Genomic DNA, 20,206 nt, shown 5'->3' with positions numbered 1-20,206 from the left:
AAATAGTTGCCGGGCCCACGCACGACGGTGAGGAAGTCGCGCTAAGATGGCGGTTCCTATTCAGCCACTGACCCAATCGCGCCGATGTCCCAAGCGACCCAGCATTTCACGCATACCCAGGACCAACTCAAGGAAATCGTCAGCGACGTACTGCAATACGCCCGTTCGCTCGGCGCCACCGATGCGGCCGCCGAAATCTCCGAGGGCGACGGTCTGTCGGTCTCGGTGCGGCGCGGTAAGGTCGAGACCATCGAGCGCAACCGCGACAAGCTCGTGGGCGTGACGGTCTTCATCGGTCAGCGTCGCGGCAACGCCAGCACGTCGGACTTCTCGCGCAAGGCATTGCACGACACGGTCGACGCCGCCTACAACATCGCCCGTTTCACGGCGGAGGACGACTGTGCCGGGCTCGCCGAGTCCGAACTGCTGGAAATGCATCCGCAGGATCTGTCGCTGTTTCATCCGTGGCGCATCGCTGCGGATGAAGCGGTAGAACTGGCGCGTCGTGCCGAGAAGGCGGCGCTCGACGTGAGCCCGGTCATCCGCAATTCCGAAGGCGCGAGCGTGTCGGCGCAGCATTCGCAGTTCATGCTTGGCACGACCCGCGGTTTCCTTTCGGGCTATCCGTATTCGCGCCATTACCTGTCGGTCTCGCCGATCGCGGGTTCGGGCAGCCATATGCAGCGCGACGACTGGTATTCGTCCAAGCGCGCTGCCGAGGATCTGGCGTCGCCCGAGGCGGTGGGCCGCTACGCCGCCGAGCGTGCGCTGGCGCGCCTGCATGCCCGCAAGCTCTCCACACGCAAATGTGCGGTGCTGTTCGAGGCACCGCTCGCCGCCGGTCTGCTGGGGGCGTTCGTGCAGGGGGTGAGTGGCGGTGCGCTCTACCGCAAGGCCACGTTCCTTGTCGACACACTGGGCAAGCCGGTGTTCGCCGACCACGTGGGCATTTACGAAGATCCGCATGTGCCGCGCGCCATGGGCAGTGCCCCGTACGACGAGGAGGGTGTGAAGACGCGCGCACGGGACGTCGTGAGCGACGGCGTGGTCCAGGGCTACTTCCTTTCCACCTACTCGGCGCGCAAGCTGGGTATGCAGACGACCGGCAACGCCGGCGGCTCCCACAACCTGCGCATGTACAGCAAGCTCACGGCGCCGACGGACGACTTCCGTGCGATGTTGCGCAAGCTGGGCACGGGCCTGCTCGTCACCGAACTGATGGGACAGGGCGTGAACTACGTGACGGGCGACTATTCGCGTGGCGCGTCGGGCTTCTGGGTCGAGAACGGTGAGATTCAATACCCGGTTGAGGAAATCACGCTGGCGGGCAACCTGAGCGACATGTTCCGCCAGATCGTTGCGATCGGGGCCGACACGCTCGTACGCGGTACCAAAGAAGTCGGGTCAATCCTGATTGAACAAATGACCATCGCCGGTCATTGATGCTGCAAAAAGCGGTTATGGCGCGATAAACGCGTTGCATTTATGCGCCATAACAAGGCAAAAACCCTTTTGCCCCGTGTCCGGCACAGGCGGTTTGCGTTATCCTTAGGAGTTTTCTTAAGCCGTGGCTTAAGAACAGACACGGTAGTTAGGGTAATGGGCGCGCTCATAAGGCGCGCCTTCTCATAACTAGAGACTAGGTATTGGAGGAAGAAGACTCATGAAAAGCACCATGACCAAGTTGCTGAGCGCGCTTGTCGCTACGGGGATGGTGGCTGCGGCCCACGCAGCCGATCTGAAGATTGGCGTGGCCGAAGCACTGTCGGGCGGCGCTGCGCAATATGGCGCGGCCATCAAGAATGGTTTCCAACTGGCTGCTGACGAAATCAACGCAGCCGGCGGTATCAATGGCAACAAGCTCGTCCTTCAGGTCGAAGATGAGCAGGGCAAGAAGGAAGAGGCGATCAACGTCTTCAAGAAGCTGATCTTCCAGGACAAGGTACTCATGGTGTTCGGCCCGACGCTGTCGAACTCGGCACAGGCTGCCGATCCGATCGCACAAGCCGGCAAGACGGTGGCTTTCGGTACGTCGAACACGGCTGACGGCATTACGTCGATCGGCGACTTCATCTTCCGCAACTCGGTGACGGAAGCCGACGTGCTGCCGGAGACCATCAAGGTGGCGGCCAAGCACACGGGTATCAAGAAGGTTGCCGTGCTGTATGGCAACGACGACGTGTTCACCAAGAGCGGCTACGACAACTTCAAGAAGGCCCTTGAGGATCTGAAGATCCCGGTCACGACGACCGAAACGTTCGCCAAGGGCGACGTGGACTTCAAGGCGCAGCTCACCAAGATCAAGGCGAGCAAGCCCGACGCCATCGTGCTGTCGGCGCTGATTGCCGAAGGTGCGCCGATCATGGTGCAGGCCCGCCAACTGGGTATCAACGTGCCCTTCATTGGTGGTAACGGCATGAACTCGGTCAAGGTGTTCGATCTGGCCAAGGGCAGCTCGGATGGCCTGTGGGTGGGTAGCCCGTGGTCGATCGAGAACAACACGCCGGCCAACACGAAGTTCATCGGTGCCTACAAGGCCAAGTACAACGTGGCTCCTGATCAGTTCGCGGCGCAGTCGTATGATGCGATGTACATTGCAGCCGCTGCCATCAAGAACGTGAAGATCTCGGGCAACCTGGAAGCTGACCGTAAGGCACTGCGCGACGCGCTGCCGAAGGTCACGCACGAAGGCGCTACGGGCAAGTTTGCGTTCCGTCAGGCCATGGGCAAGAACGGCAAGCCGGCCGGCTACGATGCGCAACAGGCGCCGATCGTCAGTGTGACGAAGGGTGGCAAGTACGTCATCGAGAAGTAAGCAGCCCGGCAGTACTTGAAGAAGTCAGCATGGGCGTAGGGCCGAAAGGCGCTACGCCCATCGGCGTTTCTGGCACACGCCGTGCCCCCAAGCGGCGCGTGCCTTTGTCCCTCAGGCTGGAATACACACCATGCTGGAACAGCAACTCGTCAACGCGCTCTCCCTCGGGTGCGTGTACGCCTTGTTCGCGCTCGGGTTCACACTCGTGTTCGGCATCCTCGGCGTCATCAATCTTTCGCACGGCGCGGTCTTCATGGTCGGTGCCTATGCGGCGCTGCAAGCCGTCGTGCGCCTTCATCTGCCGCTTTGGGCGGCCATCCTGACGGCGGTTATCGTTGCCGGCTCGCTTGGTTTGCTCATCGACGTGCTGGTGCTCAAACCGTTGCGCAAACGCGGCGCGCCTCACCTGATCCCGATGATCGCGACCATTGGCGTGGGCATTCTGCTCAACAACGGTGTACAGGGCATATTCGGTGCGGAGAATTTGCGTTTCCCGTACGACGTCGTGTCGCAGGAGACCCTGACCGTCGCTGGCGTTCACATGACGGTGCTCGAACTCGCGATCATCTTCATCTCGTTTGCGCTCATGGCCGTGCTTATCACCACGATCAAGAAGACGCAACTGGGCCGCGCGTTGCGTGCCATTGCCGAATCGCCGAAGGCAGCCTATTTGCTCGGGATCAACGTCGAGGGCCTGTTCCTGGCGACGTCGTTCGCTGCGGCGGGGCTGGGTGGCATGGCTGGCGTGCTGATCGGGTTGTACTCCAACGCGGTGTTCCCGCTGATGGGGCAGCCGATGCTGCACAAGGGTATCGCGGTGATCATTCTGGGCGGTATGGGCGACATCCGTGGTGCGATGATCGGTGGCTTGTTCCTTGGCTTTGCCGAGGTCATGTCGGTCGCGTACATCGGTTCGAACATGCGCGACGCCGTGGCGTTCGGCCTGCTGTTTCTGATCCTGCTGGTGCGTCCGCAGGGGTTGTTCGGCAAAGTGCTCGAACGCAAAGCGTAATCACGGGGGCGCAATGGACTGGTTCAATAATTTCTGGGCGGTTTACAGCAATCTGGTGTTGACGCTTGGCACCAACGCGTTGCTGGCCCTGTCGATATACCTCACGCTCTCGTGCGGCATGCTGGCCATGGCCAATGCGGCGTTCATGGGCATTGGTGCATACACTGCCGCGTTGCTCACGATGAACTACGACACGCCGTTCGCCGTGTCGCTCGCGGGTGGCATGGCGGCGCCGGCGCTTGTCGCGTTCATCATCGGCAAGCCGACGCTGCGTCTGTCGGGGGTGTATCTGGCGATGGCGACGCTCGGCTTCGGTGAAGTCGTGCGGGTGCTGATTCTCAACACCGAAGACCTGACAGGCGGTGCGTTGGGCCTGAACGGCATTCCGCAGCTCACCCAGTGGTGGCATGTGGCGGCAGCGGTGGTAATCGTACTGGCCGCGCTGTGGCGTTTGCGCCGCTCGAAGGTCGGTCGTGCCTTCGAGGCCATCAAGGAAGACGAGACGGCGGCGGGCCTCATGGGCATCAATGTCACGGGCTACAAGATGTTGGCGTTCGTGCTGGGGGCGGTGCTTGCCGGGTTGGCAGGGGCGCTCAATGCGCATCTGACGTTCTTCATCGGACCGAACGAATTCGGTTTCGACCGTGGCGTCGAGATTCTGACGATGGCAATTCTGGGCGGCATCAACGGATTGGCGGGGCCCGTACTGGGCAGCACCATTCTTACGTTGTTGCCTGAGTTGCTGCGTGCGTTCAACGACTTCCGCCTTGTGGTCAACGGCCTGATTCTGGTGCTGATCGTGCTGTTTCTGCCCAAGGGTATCTGGGATCCGATGCGATTTCGCCGCTGGTTCCGTGCCGACAAGGCGCGTTCGGCCTCTTCCACGTAAGCGGACGAGGGACACGACATGCTCAAGCTTTCCAATATTTCCAAACGATTCGGTGGATTGCACGTTCTGCAGGACGTGAACATCGAGGTGCCGCAGGGCACCATCTTCGGCCTGATTGGCCCGAACGGTGCGGGTAAGACGACCGTTTTCAACCTGATCACCGGCCTGTTGCAGCCGACGGGCGGCAGCATTACGTTCGACGGCGAGAGTCTTGTGGGGCAGAAGCCGCACAAGATCACGCAGCGGGGCATTGCCCGCACGTTCCAGAACATTCGCATCTTCAAGGAGATGACGTTGATCGAGAACGTGGTGGTTGGCATGCACCGCCATCTTTCCTACGGCCCGGCTGGCCTGCTGCTTTCGCTGCCGGGTTTTCGGGAGATGGAGAAGCGTTCGCGCGAGCGCGCCCACGAGTTGCTTTCGTGGGTAAAGCTCGATCACAAGGCGTACGACATTGCCGACAACCTTTCGTACGGCGACCAGCGCAAGCTCGAACTGGCGCGTGCGCTTGCGACCGAGCCCAAGCTGTTGCTGCTCGACGAGCCGGTGGCGGGCATGAATACGGGTGAGAAGGTCGATCTCATGAGCGAGATCGAGAACATCAAGGCGCGTGGTTACACGATCTTCATGATCGAGCACGACATGCGCTTCGTGATGGGGCTATGCGAACGCATCGCGGTGTTGAACTTCGGCCGCATCATTGCCGAGGGCAAGCCTGACGAGATCAAGCACAACCCGCAGGTCATCGAGGCATATCTTGGCCGTGATGACGACGACGATATGGCTGCGCTTGCGGCTGGCGCGGAGGACAAGGCATGAGTGTGTTGCTCGAAGTGAAGGGCCTGAAGGTGGCCTATGGGCATATCGAAGCGGTGAAGGGCGTCGATTTTTCGTTGCGCGAGCATGAGATCACCTCGCTTGTTGGGGCCAATGGCGCGGGCAAGTCGACGACGCTGCTGGCGCTGTCCGGACTTATCAAGAGGCAGGCCGGCTCGATTCTGTTCCAGGGCGAAGAGATTGGTGGTTTGGCGCCGAACAAGATCGTGCAGCGCGGCTTGGTACAGGTGGCGGAGGGCCGAGCTACGCTTACGACGATGTCGGTGCGCGAGAACCTTGAGCTGGGTGCCTACACGCGTCGAGACAAGCAGAACGTGAAGCCGGATCTGGACAAGGTGCTGGAGCGATTCCCGCGACTGGCGGAGCGAATCGACCAGATGGCGGGTAACTTGTCGGGGGGGGAGCAGCAGATGTTGGCGATTGGTCGTGCATTGATGGCGCGTCCGCGCTTGCTGTTGCTCGACGAGCCGTCGATGGGTCTTGCGCCGATCATCGTGCAGGGCATTTTCAGCACATTGAAAGAGATCAACGCGGATGGGTTGACCATCTTCCTGGTGGAGCAGAATGTGCGGCAGGCGTTGAAAATCGCGCAACATGGTTACGTGCTGGAGACGGGCAAAGTGGTGTTGGAAGACACGGGCCGCAATCTGCTGGGTAACCCTCGAGTACTGGAAGCGTACCTAGGCGGATGAGTTCCTAAGAAAAAGCACATAACCCCTCATTCATGTGAGGGAGGGGAAGAGCAGACGACGTAGCCAACGCGGCGTCGACGGGTTATCTGACGATAGCTGGTCGACGCCGTTTTTCGTATAGGGGGGATAGAAGGCCCCCTTCGAAGGCGAGGGTGGAGACGGATCGGGGCCCCTTTCTGCAGCGAGTTGGGTTTATGTCTGAGAGGCGGAAAGGGGCTCCGATCCGTCTGGAGGGGGGTGTTAAGGGTAAGTCAGAGCGACAATCGAAGAGAAAAAAAGGCACATTGGCAGGGGGGATGAATTGGTGCATGCTGCGGCTAAACGGTAGTCGGAAGGGGGGCGTTCCCGGTGCCAGATGATGCCGGGGCTGCATGGGGCTTCGAAAATAGCGGCGAAGGGGGCGACATGGACGGCTTTCTGATGGAGCGGGCATCGAGGGGGCAGCGGGCATTGGCGGGCTGTCTGGCGATCGCGATCCTTGCCGCTCTGATATTGACGGCACCGCAGGCGACGGCAGCGTTGCCGGCGGTCGCGCCATTTTTGCCCATGTGCGGGTTGACCGTGTTCACGACGGCGGCGATTGCATCGTTTCTGTTGGCGGCGCAGTTTCAGGTAAGTCGGCTGCCGGTGTTCGGGCTGCTTGCCGGTGCCTATGCGTTCACGGCGTTGACTGTTGCCATGCAGTTGTTGACGCTCCCGGGCCTGTTCTCGCCGGAGGGCTTATTCGGTGCGTTTCCGACGACATCCGGCTGGATCTGGGCGATTTGGCACATGGGTTTTCCCTCGCTAGTGCTCATCGCCATGATTTCGCGGCGTCTTTTCGTGTTGCAGTCCGTGACGCAGATGCTGCCGACGGGGCGGGCGTTGTGGCTCTTCGTCGGTTTGCCGCTGGTGGTGGGGGCGTTGCTCTGCGTGACGGTATTGGCCGTGCAGTTGCCGCCTGCGCTGGCGCCGGCGACGGCACCGGGGGACTTCTCTGCGCGGGGCGCGGGCGTGGTGTTGCTGGTGGTGAATCTTGTTTCGTTGGGCGCCGTGCTGGCGATCGGCCGTCTGCGTACCGTGCTGGATTTGTGGATGGCGCTGGCAGTCCTTGCGTGCGTGACGGACACCGTGCTCAGCCTGATGAGCACCGTGCGATTCTCGCTGGGCTGGTACCTGGCGCGGTTGTTCAGCATGTCGGCGCCGGGGTTACTCGTTTGCGTGCTCGTGTGGGAAGTCTCGCGGTTGTATCGAGAACTCACGCGTGCGCATCTGCGATTGATCGAATACAGCAACCGCGATGCGCTCACCGGCATTTTCAATCGCCGCTACTTCAACGACCGGTTTCCGCAGGATTTCGAGCAGGCGCGCCGCTCTGGGCACCCGTTATCGCTGTTGATGGTCGACGTCGATTATTTCAAGCGTTACAACGACCAGTACGGCCACCCCGTGGGTGACGAGTGCCTTGAGCATGTCGCACTCGCCATCATGCGGGCGACGCATCGGCCAGCGGATATCGTGGCGCGTTACGGTGGCGAAGAGTTCGTGATCGTTCTGCCCGAAACCGACGCGAATGGCGCATATTTCGTCGCCACGCGCGTAACGGAGGGCGTGCGGGCGTTGGCGAGGCCCGCTCCGGGGCCGCAAGGGATTGTGACCGTCAGTGTCGGGTGTGCGACGCACGTGCCACAGCAGGGGAATGCCGGCGATACGCCGGAGCGCCTGATTGCATTGGCCGATGAGGCGTTGTACACGGCCAAGCGTCTCGGCCGTGACCGCGTGTATGTTTCCGAGGGCGTTGCGCTGGCGACTGACGGCAAAGGCGGTGCGGCGGAGCATGTGCCGCACGCCAACCTGCACGCCTGATCCGGATGCCCGGCGTGAGAACGAGAACGGCGCGCGCGTGCGCGCCGTCAGATCAAATTCGCTCGTAGGTGACGAACGCGTAATCGAAGTCGTTCGGGGCGGGGGAGTGATGCGTCTCACGTGCCGTTTCCCGCCATTGGGCCGAGGGTAGATCGGGGAAGTGAGCGTCGCCCTCGAACGCTCTGGCAATCTCCGTGACGATCACCTTGTCCGCGCTCGCCAGCGACTCAGCGTACAACTGCGCGCCGCCGATCAGGCAGACTTCCTCGGTGCCCACACACAGCCGCATCGCGTCGACAAGCGAGCCGGCCACCTCGCAGCCATCGATTTTCAGATCCGGATTGCGCGACACCACGATATTGCGGCGCCCCGGCAGCGGACGGCCGATTGAATCGTAGGTCTTGCGTCCCATGACGATCGGCTTGCCGAGCGTCGTCCGCTTGAAGTGGGCGAGATCTTCCGGCAAACGCCACGGCAATTGATTGTCGCGCCCGATCACGCCGTTTTCGGCGCGGGCAACGACCAACGTGAGAATCGTCATACGGCCACCGGCGCTTTGATATGCGGATGCGCTTCGTACCCGGTGATCTGGAAATCTTCGAAACGGTAATCGAAGATCGAGTCGGGCTTGCGCGCGATCTCGAGCTTCGGCAGCGGGAGCGGCTCGCGCGCGAGTTGCGTGGCGACCTGTTCCAGATGATTGTTGTACAGATGGCAGTCGCCGCCCGTCCACACGAAGTCGCCGACATCCAGCCCGGTCTGCTGCGCCATCATGTGCGTGAGCAGTGCGTAGCTTGCGATATTGAACGGCACACCGAGGAAGATATCCGCGCTGCGCTGGTAAAGCTGGCACGACAGCTTGCCGTTTGCCACGTAGAACTGGAAGAACGCGTGACACGGCGGCAACGCCATGCGCGGAATCTCTCCGACATTCCATGCAGAGACGATCAGGCGCCGGGAGTCCGGTGTGGCGCGAATTTGGTCAACGAGCTGCGTGATCTGGTCGATATGACCGCCGTCGGGCGTCGGCCACGAGCGCCACTGGGCACCGTAGACCGGACCGAGTTCGCCGTTGGCATCGGCCCATTCGTTCCAGATCGACACCCCGTTTTCCTGCAGATAGCGCACGTTCGTGCTGCCCTGCAGAAACCACAGGAGTTCATGCACGATGGACTTGATATGCACTTTCTTGGTCGTGACGAGCGGAAATCCTTCCTGCAGGTCGAAGCGCATTTGATAACCGAACACCGAGCGCGTGCCTGTGCCCGTGCGGTCGGTCTTGTCGGTGCCATGTTCGAGTACATGGCGCATGAAGTCGAGGTACTGTTTCATAGGCCCATCCGTTTTGCCGGATTCTACCAGCCTCAGCGTGAGGGTGTGCTTCAGGGGCGTCAGACCGGGGCGCCACCGACCGTGAATGCCACCGGATGCCGCACCGCCAGACGTAACCCCACGCGCTCCCCCGTCTCGTGCGCCAACTCGCCGTCGACACGTGCGATCACCTCCTGGCCCGACGCCAGACGCAGCGTATAAAGCTGGTCGGCGCCACGGAACGCACGCCTCACGAGCGTGGCTTCGAACGGACTGGCGGGGTCGTGCACAATGTCGTCCGCTCGCAGCAGAACGTCGACGTTCACCGGATAGGCGTCTTTCGCCGCCGCGCGCAACAACTTTTCCGCCAGCGCCGGCACGACGGCAATTTCCCCCAGTTCGAGTGAGATGCCGCCACCCTCGGTATTGCCCCGGAACGTGCCCGGAATCAGCGCGCCGCGGCCGATGAAGTCCGCAACCACACGATTGGCCGGCGTACGCCATAGCTCACGCGCGGGCGCCCACTGGGCAACGGCACCCGCATGCATCACCCCGATGCGATCGGCCATTGCGAAGGCTTCGTGCTGATCGTGCGTGACGAGAATCGCCGTCGCACCGCTCTCCCGGATGATCTCGCGCACCTCCACGGCCAGCCGTTCACGCAGATCGAGATCGAGATTCGAAAACGGCTCGTCGAGCAGCAGCAGGGCGGGGGAGGGCGCCAGCGCGCGCGCAAGCGCCACGCGTTGCTGCTGGCCGCCGGAGAGTTCATGCGGATACTTGCGCAACGCGCCCGCCAGACCGACCCGTTCAGCGAGTGTCTGCACCCGGTCATGACGCTCGGCCCGTGCCATGCGCCCAAGGCCGAAGCCGATATTCTGGGCCACGTTCAGATGCGGGAACAACGCGTAATCCTGAAACACCACGCCGACGTGACGACGCTCGGGCGGCTCGCTCATCTGCGCATTGGCCACCTCGTGCGCGTCGAGGACGATGCGGCCACCCGCCAGCGGCTCGAAGCCGCACACGGCACGCAGCACCGTCGTCTTGCCACAACCGGACGGGCCAAGCAGGCAGCCGATTTCGCCGCGTGCAAGCGATAACGACAGGTCGCGAACGGCCGTATGGACGTGGCCGGCGGCGTCGTAATTCACACAGATGTGGTCGAGCAGCAGATAAGGCAGAGGCATTGGCGTGGCGTAGCGTGTGTCGACGCGAGCACGTCAACGGAAACAGATGAACGGGCGCGAATCGGCGGCTTGGTTTGACGGCCGGGCACTTTCCATTTCCGGCCGCGTCAGAGTCCTAATCGCGAATGCGTATAATTTACACCGCTTTAGACCGGTGAACGCCTGCCGGTTCCCTTGCGGCGATGCAGGGCATACGGCGACTGGCCGTCACCGGCGTATTTCAAGCCGCCACCTGATCGTCCACCCATTGACTGCTACCCGTCTCGATCTGCCGATGTCATCGACGCCTCCGTCACGCGCCGCCACCGATTCTGTTTTCGTCGATACTTCGTCCGGGGCAAGTGATCCGGCTGAGGGTCTGGTCACGTCCGCCGCGCTCGCCGGGGCGGGACAGACGCCGTCACCCGGCGGTTCGTTTCATGCTTCCCCTGCCGCCCGGCGTGGGCGTGCACGCCGGCTGTGCAGCGTGTGGGCGTGGCGGTGGGTGGCGTGGGCCCCGGCGCTGATCGTGCTTGTGCCGATGTTCGGCATCGTGGCGGCGCTGGGGGCGGGAGATGCTGGCACGCGCGCCATCCTCACCCATATGCTGGATACCGTGCTGCCCGAATACGCCCTCAATTCGCTGCGCATCTCGTTGGCGGTGAGTGCCGGGGTACTCGTCATGGGCGTGGCAAGTGCATGGCTTGTCGTTCACTATGCGTTTCCCGGACGACGTCTGCTCGAGTGGGCACTGATCCTGCCGCTCGCGATGCCCGCATACGTGACGGCCTACGCGTACACCGACTTCCTCCAGTTCGCCGGGCCGGTGCAGAGCGTATTGCGCAAGCTGCTCTCGGTCGACCGTGTGGCGTGGTTTCCGGAGGTGCGCTCATGGTATGGCGCGGCGTGGGTTTTCACGGGGGCCTTCTATCCCTACGTCTATCTGCTGGCCCGCACCGCTTTTCTGGAGCACAGCCAGCGCTTCTTCGAGGCGGCACGCTCGCTTGGGTGTACGCCCGTGCAGGCGTTTGTGCGCGTGGCATTGCCGCTCGCGCGACCCGCGTTGGTCGCGGGGGTGGCGCTCGTGCTCATGGAGACGCTCGCCGACTACGGCGCGGTCGCTTACTTCGGGGTGCCGACCTTTACGACCGGTATCTACCGTGCGTGGTTGTCGATGGGGGACCGGGTGGCAGCGGCGCAACTCTCGGCGTGCCTGCTGTTCGCCGTCCTTGTCCTGTTGATCGCGGAAGCACGCAGCCGGGCGCGGCTGCGGTATTACGGGGCGCCGGGACGCTCGCCGACGACGTCGAGACGCACTCGCCTGCGAGGCGGACGTGCGGCACTGGCAACGCTTGCCTGTGCGCTGCCGCTCGTCATCGGCTTCCTGTTACCTGCGTTCATCATGCTGCGGCTCGCGGTCTCCGAACTGGATCAGGTGCCTTGGCCACGCTATGGCGAATGGGTCTACAACACCGTGCGTCTGGCGGGCGTGGCGGCGTTCGTCGCGAGCGCCTTTGCCATCGTGCTCGGTTACGCCCAGCGACTGGCGCCGGGACGCGTGACACGCATCGCCGTCCGGCTCGTGGGCGTTGGCTACGCGATCCCCGGTGCGGTCATCGCCTTGGGCATTCTCACGCCGGTGCTGCATCTCGACACCTGGCTGGGCAACGTATTCGGCGCGGACGGCCTGGTGCTCGCGGGCACGGGGGGCGTGCTGATCTATGCCTATGTCGTGCGATTCCTGCCGGCGGCGCTGCAAAGTGTGGATGCCGGTTTCGCCCGCATCGCCCCCAATCTCGACGCCAGCGCCCGCAGCCTCGGCGTGGGCGGCTGGTCGATGCTGCGCCGGGTGCATCTGCCGCTGCTGCGCGGCAGTGTGCTGACGGCGGCACTGCTGGTATTCGTGGACGTCATGAAAGAACTGCCTGCCACGCTCGCGCTGCGGCCGTTCAATATGGACACGCTGGCGGTCGTCACGAGCCATTTGGCGGCCGACGAGCGCCTTGCCGAGGCCGCCGTGCCGGCCTTGACGCTCGTGCTCGTGGGACTGTTGCCGGTGCTCGTACTGGCCCGTGCCATTGCGCGGCGCGGGTGAGCGTGCAACGCCCTCCGGTCCCGTAAACTCTCGACAGGATTGGTGGTTGCCGCGCCGATAGCGCCGCACTATAGTCAAAGCAGACCCGGCAACGAAGCCGGGATGATTGAGCGTCAACAAAATGATTGCGATCGTCATTTGCAAATGTTGGCTGTTCATGGCCTTGGCGTCGGCACCACCGCCCGAGGTATCGTTCGACACGGCGGACGGCGGCTGGGCTGCCGTTCTGCTCGCAGGAGCGATGCGCTAGTGGTTGTCCTGGGAGGGGCCGGCGCAGGCACTTGAGACGGATGCCCGACGTCCGATGGCAGTCTGCAACCTGCTGCCTTGAAGTCGGTTTCGTGCCGTTCGACGCCTGACGCGTTCTCCCCCCCTTGCGTCGTCGAATCACCGTTTTTTCCCGGATTCCGCGTTCGTTCACAGTCATTCATGATGGTTTGCGAACGTTCGCCGGCGGTTCGGTGTTGTTTTCCGGCGTCGTCAGGGGCGGTCGCGAGTGGCGTTTTTGCCACATGCACCGCAAAATCGCTGTCAATGCAGTGCCTTGGGGAGATAGGCATGGCGCTATGGCGGATCGATCTTGTCTCGCTGCGACTGTTCGTCGCCGTTTGCGAAGAGAGCAGCATTGCCCGCGCTGCCGAGCGCGAATTCATCGCGCCCTCGGCCGTCAGCAAGCGTATCAACGACCTCGAATCACTTGTCGGTTCCGCACTTCTTCAGCGCCACAAGTGGGGCGTGCGTGCCACTCCGGCGGGCGAGGCCTTGTTGCATCACGCGCGCAACGTGCTGCGAAGTCTGGAGAAGATGCAGGGCGATCTGTCCGAGTACACCAGCGGTGTGCGTGGCCACATCCGCATCTTCGCCAACGTTTCCTCGATCGTCGAAACCTTGCCCGATGAACTCGGTGCTTTCCTGCGCCGGCATGATGGGGTCAAAGTCGACCTCGAGGAACACACCAGTGCGCAGGTCGTGCGCGGCGTGGCCGACGGCGCCACGGACATCGGCATCTGCTGGGACGCCGTCGATACCCGCGACGTCGAAGTCTTTCCCTATCGCCACGACCAGATCGTGACCGTGCTGCACCGTGAACATCCACTGGCTAGCGCGGAGCAACTCGCATTCGTCGAAACGCTCGATTTCGATCAGGTCGGCGTGCATCCGGACAGCGCCATGTACACCGTGCTGCGGCGCCTGGCCGCCGAGCAGGGCAAGACCGTCAAATTCCGCATTCATGTATCGACGTTCGAAGCCGTGTGCCGCATGGTGCGCGCCAATCTCGGGCTGGCGGTGGCGCCGCGCGAGGCGGTCGGCATCTATTCGCAAGTGACCGACGGTGAGGCGCTGCGCATCGTGCCGCTCACCGACCCGTGGGCGCAGCGGCGTCTGATCGTGTGTGTGCGCCGCTACGACGCCTTGCCTGTGGCATCGCGCATGCTGGTCGATCATTTGTGCGCGCGTAACGTAACAGAGGGTAACGCCTGAAGCAGGGGGGAGCGGCAAGCATCGTGATTGGCGATGTCTGGCATGCCGAAACACAACTTGTCGTGGCATTGGTGGCAGCGGATGCTTTGCAGGGCCGATAGCGATTCCGGCCGACGAGCCGGAGCGCGCCTGTGTCCCGCATTGCGCGGGAGGAGACACGCGATGACACATACCGAAGCGCGCCGAGTGCGCGATGCCGTGGGACGTCTGATTTTCGTTCTCACACTGATTGCGTTAGGCCTTGTCGCATTGAGCCTGAGCGCCGGGGCATCTGCCGCCCCCGCCCAGCCGCTCGAAAAGCCGAAGATTACGATTGCCGTCGGCGGAAAGCCCGGCCTCTATTACCTGCCGTTGACCATTGCCGAACAACTCGGCTACTTCAAGGATGAAGGGCTCGACGTCACCATCGACGACTTCGCCGGCGGCTCGAAGGCCTTGCAGGCCGTTGTCGGCGGCAGTGCGGACGTGGGCACCGGCGCCTTCGAACACACGCTGCTGATGCAGACCAAGGGGCTCACCTATCAGGCGTTCGCCGTGTTGGGCGCGGCGCCGCAACTGGTGCTCGGTGTGGTGAAGGCCAAGGCCGGTGAGGTCAAGTCCGTCAAGGATCTGAAGGGGATGCGCATCGGCGTCAGCGCGCCGGGATCGAGCACGCACATGCTGGTGAACGTGGCGCTCGCGAAAGTGGGCCTCAAGCCGAGCGATGTGTCCATTGTCGGTGTCGGGAGTAATGCGACGGTGGTGGCCGCAGCCCGTGGCGGACAGGTCGACGCGATCTCCAACGTCGATCCGATGATGACGCTGTTGCAGGAGTCGGGCGACCTCAAGGTGCTCGTCGACACACGTACGCAAGCCGGCACCCGCGCCATGTTCGGCGGACCGATGCCTGCCGCCGTAATGTACGCGCCGCAGAGTTTTATCCAAAAGAATCCACGTACGGTGCAGGCACTGGCCAATGCCATCGTGCGGGCGGACAAATGGCTCCAGCACGCCTCTGCCGCCGATCTCCTGAAGACGGTGCCGGAGCCCTATCTGCTGGGCGACAAGACACTCTATCTGAAGGCCTTCGCCAACTGCCGCGAGGCGTTTTCGCCGGACGGCATGATGCCTGCCGACGGTCCCGCCACGGCGCTGAGGGCGCTTGCGTCGTTCACCCCCGAGGTCAAGCCGTCGCAGATCCGGTTGAGCGACACGTGGACCAACACTTTCGCGATACAGGCGAATCGACAGTACCCCTGAGCGTTTGCTGACGAACGCGCGTTTGGACGTCATGACTTCACATTCCCCACGTTGCCGCACGACAATTCGGCACGGAACTTGCGATCGAAACGGGTGAACCCATGCGGGAACATTCGAGGAGCGATCTCATGCAAGCAACCGTGAAACTGAACGGACGTGTGCTGTGGTTGAGCGACCGTGCCGGCGTCATGGCCCGGCAACTTGCGGGCGAATCACTGACGCGGGCCGAAGCCGGGCCCTTGCGCGACCAGATTTCCACCGACGAGATGACGCCCGCATGGGCCTGTCTGGCGTTCGACGAAACGCTGGGCGACTACGTTTACGTCGGATTGCGATGCAGTGACGACTCGGCAGATCTTGCCGGAGTGTTTCCTGTCAGGCCAAAGGCGGTGCGTGAAGGCGGTTTTGCACTCTCCGTCGCGGGGCTGCGCCGGGGTAAGGGATCGTCGCGCGAGGCCAGTCCGTTTGCCGAGTGGTGTGCAGGCATCCGCGTGGTGATTGCCGAGAGTTTCGAGCGCATCTACGCGCAGAACTGTCAAAACCTCGGGCTGCTGATGTCGACCGATGTGGCGCTTGCGGAGCGCTTGCAGGCGGGCGAAGCGGTGCCGATCGAGGTCTTTCTCGAGGACTGCGATCCGTTGGGTGAAGCCATTGTGCGCAGCGGGGGACTGTTCGGCTACACGCGGCGGCGTCTGGCGGGAGACACCGTACCGCCACGTCCCGCCCATGCGCCGGGCCCGATGACCTACGGCGAGAAGCTCATTGCCAAGGCGCTTGGCGTGGCTCGCGTGCGCGCGGGCGATGCCGTGTTCGTGCCCGCCGACTGGCGCTTCTCCCATGAATATGTGACGCCCATGGCCGTGAGCTTCCTGCGCCACGCCTTCGGCGATGCGGTGCCCGAGTTGCACGATCCGGCGTCGATATTGTGCTTCGAGGACCACCTCACCCATCTCGACGCGGTGTCCGCCGACGCCAGCCGGCCGCCGGCATTGGTGGATGCGGCGAAACGTCTTGGCACGGTGCAGCGTGAATTCTGCGCGCAGCACGATCTGCGCCTGCACGGGCGCGCGGCCGGCGGCGGCTCGGAAGGCATTTGCCACGCGCTGATGCTCGAGCGCTACGCCTTGCCGGGGCAGGTGATCGTCGGCACCGATTCGCACACGCCGCATTGCGGTGCCATTGGTGCGTTCGCCTTCGGTGTCGGGGCGACGGAAATGGCGAACGCCTGGCTGACGGGGGACGCGCGTCTGGCGGTACCCGGCACCTGCCTTGTGCAACTGCGCTCGTCTTTGCCGGCGGGCGTGGGGGCGAAGGATCTGGCGCTGCATCTGCTGCGTCTGCCGTATATCCGCGACGGCCGCGCCATCGGTCAGATCATCGAATTCGCCGGTGAGGCGGTGGCGCACCTATCGACCGACGAGCGCGCCACCCTGACCAACATGGTCGCGGAGATCGGCGGGTTGACAGGGCTGATCGTGCCTGATGCCGAGACCGTCCGGTATCTGCGCGAGCGGCGCGGCATCGACTTCTCGCTGGCGCCGTGGATGACCAACGATGCGCAGGCGTCATACGCGCACGTCATCGAGATCGATTGCGCATGTCTCGGGGCGATGGTGGCGAGTCCCGGCGATCCGGGCAACGGCGTAGCGCTGATCGATCTGACGGCGGCGGTGCCCATCGATATTGCTTACGGCGGGTCTTGTACGGGCAGCAAGCGCGACGATCTGCGGGCTTGTCACGATGTGCTCGCATGGGGGCTGTCGCATGGACATCGTGTGGCCGATGGGGTGCGCTTCTACCTGCAATACGGTAGCGAAGACGTGCGGGCATGGTGCGAGGAACAGGGTTACGCCGACGTGTTCGCGGCGGCAGGCGTGACGATGCTCTCGCCGGGGTGTGGCGCGTGTGTGAACGCCGGTCCCGGCGTGTCGCGCGCCCCGGGCGAAGTGGTCATCAGCGCGCAGAACCGGAATTTCCCCGGACGTTCCGGGCCGGGACAGATGTGGCTGGGGAGTCCGGCCACGGTGGCGGCGAGTGCCCTGGCAGGGTACATCGTCGGCTTCGATCAACTACGACGCGACGGATTCGTCCCGCATGCTGCGAGGCCGCCAGGCCGGCCGTGTGGCGAAGCGTCGAGAGCAGGTTCGGGAGGGTAGTCGATGCCGCAAGAATCTCCTGCGGCGCCAATGCCGTTGCAAGGCATTCGCGTCGTGGAGTTTTCCCATATGGTCATGGGCCCCACGTGTGGCATGGTGCTCGGCGATCTCGGCGCCGACGTCATCAAAGTGGAACCCGTGGGCGGCGACGCGACGCGGCGTCTGCTGGGCACGGGGGCGGGCTTCTTCCGCGCGTTCAATCGCAACAAGCGCAGTCTGGCCGTGGATATCACCCGGCCCGAAGGGCGCGAATTGATTCTGCGTCTGGTGGGCACGGCCGACGTGCTGACCGAGAACTTCAAGCCGGGGCGAATGCGTCAGATCGGGTTGGATTACGCGACGTTGTCGCGTCTGAATCCGGCGCTCGTCTATGTCTCGCTCAAAGGCTTCTTGCCGGGCCCTTACGCGGCGCGCACCGCGCTCGACGAAGTGGTGCAGATGATGGCCGGGCTGGCCTATATGACCGGGCCGCCCGGGCAGCCGCTGCGCGCAGGGGCGTCGGTCAACGACATCATGGGCGGTGTGTTCGGTGCCCTCGCCGCGCTGGCGGCGCTGTATGAACGCAAGACGACCGGGCGCGGGCAGGAGGTGCAAGGCGCGCTGTTCGAGAACTGCGTGCTGCTCGCGGCGCAGCACATGCAGCAGTATGCCGTGACGGGAGTGGCACCCGACCCGATGCCTGCGCGCCTGTCGGCCTGGGGGATCTACGATGTGTTCACGGCACGCGACGGCGTGCAGATCTTCCTCGCTGTCGTGAGCGACACCCAATGGCGAACGTTCTGCGACGTGTTCGGCCGTCAGGATCTGGCCGACGATGCGCGGCTCGCGACCAATAACGACCGGGTACTGGCGCGCGACTGGCTACTGCCCTTGTTGCGCGAGATGGCGCAAGGGTTCGACGCGAGCTATCTGGCGGCCGCGTTCGAGCGTCACGGTCTGCCGTTCGCGCCGATCGTCGCGCCGCAGGCGCTGTTCGACGATCCGCATCTGCTCGCGAGCGGCGGATTGGGCGATCTGGTGACTGAGAACGGCGAACACACGCAGGTGCCGCTGCTACCGATCACGATGGCGGGGCAACGCCTGCCGGCGCGCCGTGCCCTACCGGCGGCGGGTGAGCATACGGGTGAAATCCTGCGCGATCTGGGGTATCTGGATACCCAGATCGCCCGTCTGTTGAGCGAGGGGGTGGTGGCGGGACCGGTGCATGAAACCCTGACGGACAATGCCTCCGGCGCCAATGATCACACCGGTCCCGTTTTGTGGGAAGACGGCGCCAGTCGAGGCTGAATTCGGCATTTTCCGAGCGAGGATGGCGTGTCGTCTGCTTGCGGGCGGACGGCACGGCGCGGTACGGTGTGGGCATCGCCGCTCACTCCTTCTCTGCACGCCATGACCGCATCGTTCGATCTATCTCACACACGTGAATCGTCGGCACCGTCTGCCTTGGCCGACGCACCGCTTGCCGGCATTACCGTTCTGGATCTCACCCGTCTGTTACCCGGTCCGCTCGCCGGCCTTCGTCTCGCCGAACTGGGCGCGCAGGTCATCAAAATCGAGGACAAGGGCGCTGGCGACTACGCCCGCGAGATGATGCTCGGCGAGGACGAGCCACCGCCGAGCGCGTTCTGGCGTCTGCTCAATCGCGGCAAATCGGTGGAGCGGCTCGACCTCAAGAACGATGCCGATCGCGCGACGTTTCAGGATTGGGTGTCTCGTGCCGACGTACTGCTCGAAGGATTTCGCCCCGGCGTGATGGCACGGCTTGGCTTCGGCTATGAGACGCTTGCGCGCCTCAGACCCTCGCTGGTGATGGCGTCGATTTCGGGCTACGGACAGCATGGACCGATGGCGCAGGCGGCGGGGCACGATATCAACTACATCGGCTATGCGGGGGTGCTCGACCAGTTGGGAGACACGGCGGACGCGCCTATCGTCCCGAACTTCCAGATTGGTGACTTGTACGGCGGCGGGCAGGCGGCGGCGCAAGCCGTGTTGGCGGCGCTCGTCTTCGCACAGCGCACAGGGCGTGGCCGGTGGCTGGATATTTCGATGACGCACGAGGTGTTTCGCGCGAACCTCGTCCCCGCCGTGGCGTTGCACCGGCAGGGGCACGTGTCGCGGGCGGGCACAGATTTGCTCAACGGCGGTGTGCCTTGCTATCAGGTGTATCGCACTCAGGACGAACGCTACATGGCCGTGGGGGCACTCGAACTCAAGTTCTGGCAGACCTTGTGCGACGTACTCGGGCGCAGCGACTGGAAGTTGCGGCACTGGTCGCTGGGCCAGGTCATTGGCGGCGACGATGCGCGCGCCCTTCAGGGTGAACTTGCGGCGGTGTTTGCAAGCGCATCGCAGGCCGATTGGACGTTGCGCTTTGCCGATGCCGATTGCTGCGTCACGCCGGTGTTACGTCTGGAGGAAGCCATGACGCACCCGCTGTTTGTTCAGACACGCGAGGCGCTCATGCCCTGATGCCGGGGCACGGCAGGTTACCGAATGTCACAATTTTTCAGGGAGGTGAGGCGCGAGGTGCGGCCTTCCATCGCGTAGAGTCGTCGCTTACCGACACCGATACGCTCATGACTCGACGGCTCGCCTTACATCGACATCGACACTGGTTCACCCGCGCTGCGAGAGGACGATTGGCGTTTGCGCTCGTCAGTA

General features: G+C 63.4%; 16 protein-coding genes. 13 read left to right on the top strand and 3 right to left on the bottom strand.

What is annotated here, in order from left to right; translation table 11 throughout:
* The first annotated feature begins 84 nt into the window (after positions 1 to 84).
* The 7 genes from pmbA (at position 85) to C266_RS02650 (ending at position 8,090) form a co-directional block, all read left to right on the top strand.
* Complete coding sequence (gene pmbA / locus C266_RS02680; protein ID WP_010807526.1) at positions 85 to 1,443, top strand: metalloprotease PmbA; 1,359 nt, start codon at positions 85 to 87, stop codon at positions 1,441 to 1,443.
* A gap of 220 nt (positions 1,444 to 1,663) precedes the next feature.
* Positions 1,664 to 2,815: an ABC transporter substrate-binding protein gene (locus C266_RS02675; protein WP_010807525.1), complete on the top strand. Its 1,152-nt coding sequence runs from the start codon at positions 1,664 to 1,666 to the stop codon at positions 2,813 to 2,815.
* Positions 2,816 to 2,945: 130 nt separating this feature from the next.
* Complete coding sequence (locus C266_RS02670; RefSeq protein WP_010807524.1) at positions 2,946 to 3,827, top strand: branched-chain amino acid ABC transporter permease; 882 nt, start codon at positions 2,946 to 2,948, stop codon at positions 3,825 to 3,827.
* Between the two features lie 13 nt (positions 3,828 to 3,840).
* Positions 3,841 to 4,716 (top strand): branched-chain amino acid ABC transporter permease, encoded by an 876-nt coding sequence (locus C266_RS02665; protein ID WP_010807523.1) that lies wholly within the window; start codon positions 3,841 to 3,843, stop codon positions 4,714 to 4,716.
* An 18-nt stretch (positions 4,717 to 4,734) separates the two neighbouring features.
* Complete coding sequence (locus C266_RS02660) at positions 4,735 to 5,535, top strand: ABC transporter ATP-binding protein (protein ID WP_010807522.1); 801 nt, start codon at positions 4,735 to 4,737, stop codon at positions 5,533 to 5,535.
* On the top strand, positions 5,532 to 6,245 hold the full coding sequence (locus tag C266_RS02655; protein WP_010807521.1) for an ABC transporter ATP-binding protein: 714 nt from the start codon (positions 5,532 to 5,534) through the stop codon (positions 6,243 to 6,245). The genes C266_RS02660 and C266_RS02655 overlap by 4 nt, the downstream gene beginning before the upstream one ends.
* 405 nt (positions 6,246 to 6,650) lie before the next feature.
* Positions 6,651 to 8,090: a diguanylate cyclase gene (locus C266_RS02650; RefSeq protein WP_010807520.1), complete on the top strand. Its 1,440-nt coding sequence runs from the start codon at positions 6,651 to 6,653 to the stop codon at positions 8,088 to 8,090.
* A gap of 52 nt (positions 8,091 to 8,142) precedes the next feature.
* Here C266_RS02650 and C266_RS02645 read toward each other — a convergent pair whose 3' ends face one another.
* The 3 genes from C266_RS02645 to C266_RS02635 are packed head-to-tail and all read right to left on the bottom strand — an operon-like array spanning position 8,143 to position 10,591.
* Complete coding sequence (locus tag C266_RS02645) at positions 8,143 to 8,631, bottom strand: dihydrofolate reductase (RefSeq protein ID WP_010807519.1); 489 nt, start codon at positions 8,629 to 8,631, stop codon at positions 8,143 to 8,145.
* Positions 8,628 to 9,422, bottom strand: coding sequence for a thymidylate synthase (locus C266_RS02640; RefSeq protein ID WP_010807518.1), 795 nt, complete (start codon positions 9,420 to 9,422; stop codon positions 8,628 to 8,630). The genes C266_RS02645 and C266_RS02640 overlap by 4 nt, the downstream gene beginning before the upstream one ends.
* Positions 9,423 to 9,481: 59 nt before the next feature.
* Complete coding sequence (locus C266_RS02635) at positions 9,482 to 10,591, bottom strand: ABC transporter ATP-binding protein (RefSeq protein WP_010807517.1); 1,110 nt, start codon at positions 10,589 to 10,591, stop codon at positions 9,482 to 9,484.
* Between the two features lie 274 nt (positions 10,592 to 10,865).
* Here C266_RS02635 and C266_RS02630 point away from each other — a divergent pair, with 274 nt between their 5' ends.
* The 6 genes from C266_RS02630 to C266_RS02605 all read left to right on the top strand — a co-directional run bounded on the left by C266_RS02630 (position 10,866) and on the right by C266_RS02605 (position 20,014).
* Entirely contained in the window at positions 10,866 to 12,665 is a 1,800-nt protein-coding gene (locus C266_RS02630) for an iron ABC transporter permease (protein ID WP_081636115.1), read from the top strand.
* Positions 12,666 to 13,223: 558 nt separating this feature from the next.
* Positions 13,224 to 14,147, top strand: coding sequence for a LysR substrate-binding domain-containing protein (locus tag C266_RS02625; RefSeq protein ID WP_010807515.1), 924 nt, complete (start codon positions 13,224 to 13,226; stop codon positions 14,145 to 14,147).
* Between the two features lie 162 nt (positions 14,148 to 14,309).
* Entirely contained in the window at positions 14,310 to 15,386 is a 1,077-nt protein-coding gene (locus tag C266_RS02620) for an ABC transporter substrate-binding protein (RefSeq protein WP_010807514.1), read from the top strand.
* Between the two features lie 128 nt (positions 15,387 to 15,514).
* A complete protein-coding gene (locus C266_RS02615; protein ID WP_010807513.1) occupies positions 15,515 to 17,542 on the top strand; it encodes an aconitase family protein in 2,028 nt (675 codons plus the stop codon).
* A gap of 3 nt (positions 17,543 to 17,545) precedes the next feature.
* Positions 17,546 to 18,829: a CaiB/BaiF CoA-transferase family protein gene (locus tag C266_RS02610; protein WP_036660982.1), complete on the top strand. Its 1,284-nt coding sequence runs from the start codon at positions 17,546 to 17,548 to the stop codon at positions 18,827 to 18,829.
* A 102-nt stretch (positions 18,830 to 18,931) separates the two neighbouring features.
* Positions 18,932 to 20,014, top strand: coding sequence for a CaiB/BaiF CoA-transferase family protein (locus C266_RS02605; RefSeq protein WP_010807511.1), 1,083 nt, complete (start codon positions 18,932 to 18,934; stop codon positions 20,012 to 20,014).
* Positions 20,015 to 20,206: the final 192 nt, after the last annotated feature.

The sequence above is a fragment of the Pandoraea sp. SD6-2 genome (assembly GCF_000389825.1).
GTDB classification, from domain to species: Bacteria; Pseudomonadota; Gammaproteobacteria; order Burkholderiales; family Burkholderiaceae; genus Pandoraea; species Pandoraea communis.
This window is presented reverse-complemented; position numbering and strand designations above follow the sequence as displayed.

What these genes read in the sequence shown, in the direction of transcription:
- pmbA (WP_010807526.1), top strand. Translation starts at nt 85, where the DNA reads ATGTCCCAAGCGACCCAGCATTTCACGCATACCCAGGACCAACTCAAG.
- C266_RS02675 (WP_010807525.1), top strand. Translation starts at nt 1,664, where the DNA reads ATGAAAAGCACCATGACCAAGTTGCTGAGCGCGCTTGTCGCTACGGGG.
- C266_RS02670 (WP_010807524.1), top strand. Translation starts at nt 2,946, where the DNA reads ATGCTGGAACAGCAACTCGTCAACGCGCTCTCCCTCGGGTGCGTGTAC.
- C266_RS02665 (WP_010807523.1), top strand. Translation starts at nt 3,841, where the DNA reads ATGGACTGGTTCAATAATTTCTGGGCGGTTTACAGCAATCTGGTGTTG.
- C266_RS02660 (WP_010807522.1), top strand. Translation starts at nt 4,735, where the DNA reads ATGCTCAAGCTTTCCAATATTTCCAAACGATTCGGTGGATTGCACGTT.
- C266_RS02655 (WP_010807521.1), top strand. Translation starts at nt 5,532, where the DNA reads ATGAGTGTGTTGCTCGAAGTGAAGGGCCTGAAGGTGGCCTATGGGCAT.
- C266_RS02650 (WP_010807520.1), top strand. Translation starts at nt 6,651, where the DNA reads ATGGACGGCTTTCTGATGGAGCGGGCATCGAGGGGGCAGCGGGCATTG.
- C266_RS02645 (WP_010807519.1), bottom strand. Translation starts at nt 8,631, where the DNA reads ATGACGATTCTCACGTTGGTCGTTGCCCGCGCCGAAAACGGCGTGATC.
- C266_RS02640 (WP_010807518.1), bottom strand. Translation starts at nt 9,422, where the DNA reads ATGAAACAGTACCTCGACTTCATGCGCCATGTACTCGAACATGGCACC.
- C266_RS02635 (WP_010807517.1), bottom strand. Translation starts at nt 10,591, where the DNA reads ATGCCTCTGCCTTATCTGCTGCTCGACCACATCTGTGTGAATTACGAC.
- C266_RS02630 (WP_081636115.1), top strand. Translation starts at nt 10,866, where the DNA reads ATGTCATCGACGCCTCCGTCACGCGCCGCCACCGATTCTGTTTTCGTC.
- C266_RS02625 (WP_010807515.1), top strand. Translation starts at nt 13,224, where the DNA reads ATGGCGCTATGGCGGATCGATCTTGTCTCGCTGCGACTGTTCGTCGCC.
- C266_RS02620 (WP_010807514.1), top strand. Translation starts at nt 14,310, where the DNA reads ATGACACATACCGAAGCGCGCCGAGTGCGCGATGCCGTGGGACGTCTG.
- C266_RS02615 (WP_010807513.1), top strand. Translation starts at nt 15,515, where the DNA reads ATGCAAGCAACCGTGAAACTGAACGGACGTGTGCTGTGGTTGAGCGAC.
- C266_RS02610 (WP_036660982.1), top strand. Translation starts at nt 17,546, where the DNA reads ATGCCGCAAGAATCTCCTGCGGCGCCAATGCCGTTGCAAGGCATTCGC.
- C266_RS02605 (WP_010807511.1), top strand. Translation starts at nt 18,932, where the DNA reads ATGACCGCATCGTTCGATCTATCTCACACACGTGAATCGTCGGCACCG.